Here is a 1,313-nt window from a genome sequence, read left to right as displayed (position 1 = left end):
CGCGCTGGATGCGCTGACGCGCATCGACATGCAGCAGCTGATCGAGCGGCTGTGGAAGGAGCAGGGCTTCACCGCGCTGCTGGTCACCCACGACGTGAGCGAAGCCGTGGCGCTGGCCGACCGCGTGGTGCTGATCGAGCAGCAGCACATCGCGCTGGACCAATCGGTGCTGCTGGCCCGCCCGCGCTCGCGCGGCGCGGCAGGCTTTGCTGCACTGGAGGACAGGGTGCTGCGCCGCGTGCTGCAGCAGCCCGAGCTGCCGAAGATCGAGCCGGTGCCGGTGTCGTCCTGGTCCAGCGGCCCGCGCTTCGCGATCTGACAGCGAAGCGACAGCGCGCTTGCGCCGCGTGCGGTCGACCTGGGTGCATGATGCCGGCCGGCGGCCGCTTTCGCAGGCCGCAAAGCCGCGCCCATGCCCATCACGCTGAACACCCGCAAACCGGCTGACGACCTGTCGGCTGAAGACCTGGCCGCGTTCCCGATCTGGGAATACGCCTACGACGAAGAAGGCGACCCCGGTCGCGAGGACCAGGACGACACCTGGGTCCGCCCGGTGGACGGCAGCGAGCTTGGCGAGCTGCTGGATGGCACCTCGGCCGCCGCCCGCTTCGAGACCGCCTCCGGCCAGCCGCTGGATGGCCTGGTGGAAGTCAGCAGCACCATCGAGCTGGAATTTGGCCCCGGCGCAGTGTTCCTGAACGGCCAGCACCTGTTCCTGCCGGGCCCGGAGCACCTGCGCCCCATCAAGCCGCGCCGCGAGCTGGCCGCGGCGCTGGGCCAGTCGCTCGAACAGGTGTTCCCGCTGAAGTTCACGCTGAAGGTGCGGGTGGCCGGCGAGGCCGGTTTCCGCAGCGGCGTCTTCGAATAGCCTGCCTGCATCCACCTCGCGAGGGGCTGCGTATCACTGTCGTCACCGTTTCACGAAACGACGGCAGCATCGCCCCATGCGCTCGGTCTTCCCCCCGCTTTTGCAATCCTTGCGCCGGTGCCTGCACCGGTGGCTGGTGTTGCTGCTGCTCGCCGCGGTGCCGCTGTACGGCACTTCGGGCGTGCTGCTGAGCGTGGTCGGCCCTGCGCACCGCCACGTGCAGGTCCAGTCTCCGGTGCCCCCTTCGCATGAAGACCGGGGCGACTGGCTGCAGCAAGGCCTTCGCAGCCTGATCGGCGACAAGGCTGCCGCGTTGCTGGCCACCGCGCAGCTGCAGGCCAGCCTGCACGACGAGTCGGTGCCGCATCACCACGGCCTGTTCGAGCACCACCACCACGCGGCCGGCGACGCCAGCGTGGAGCTGCTGGGCGCCAGCGATGCCTCG

Annotated in this window: 2 protein-coding genes and 1 pseudogene; all 3 read left to right on the top strand. The window is 70.0% G+C overall.

The window, feature by feature from the left end; translation table 11 throughout:
- Positions 1 to 319: pseudogene (locus FKP22_RS30675) on the top strand (ATP-binding cassette domain-containing protein); the annotation flags it as partial.
- A gap of 93 nt (positions 320 to 412) precedes the next feature.
- Positions 413 to 868, top strand: a complete 456-nt coding sequence (locus FKP22_RS30670; RefSeq protein WP_141291965.1) for a hypothetical protein — start codon at positions 413 to 415, stop codon at positions 866 to 868.
- A gap of 136 nt (positions 869 to 1,004) precedes the next feature.
- Positions 1,005 to 1,313, top strand: a 309-nt coding sequence (locus FKP22_RS30665; RefSeq protein WP_141291964.1) for a hypothetical protein, incomplete at its 3' end; no start/stop codon positions are given.

The sequence above is a fragment of the Ideonella azotifigens genome, assembly GCF_006519715.1.
GTDB lineage: Bacteria > Pseudomonadota > Gammaproteobacteria > Burkholderiales > Burkholderiaceae_C > Ideonella > Ideonella azotifigens.
The sequence above is the reverse complement of the archived record's forward strand: the minus strand, read 5'-3'. Positions and strand labels throughout refer to the sequence as shown.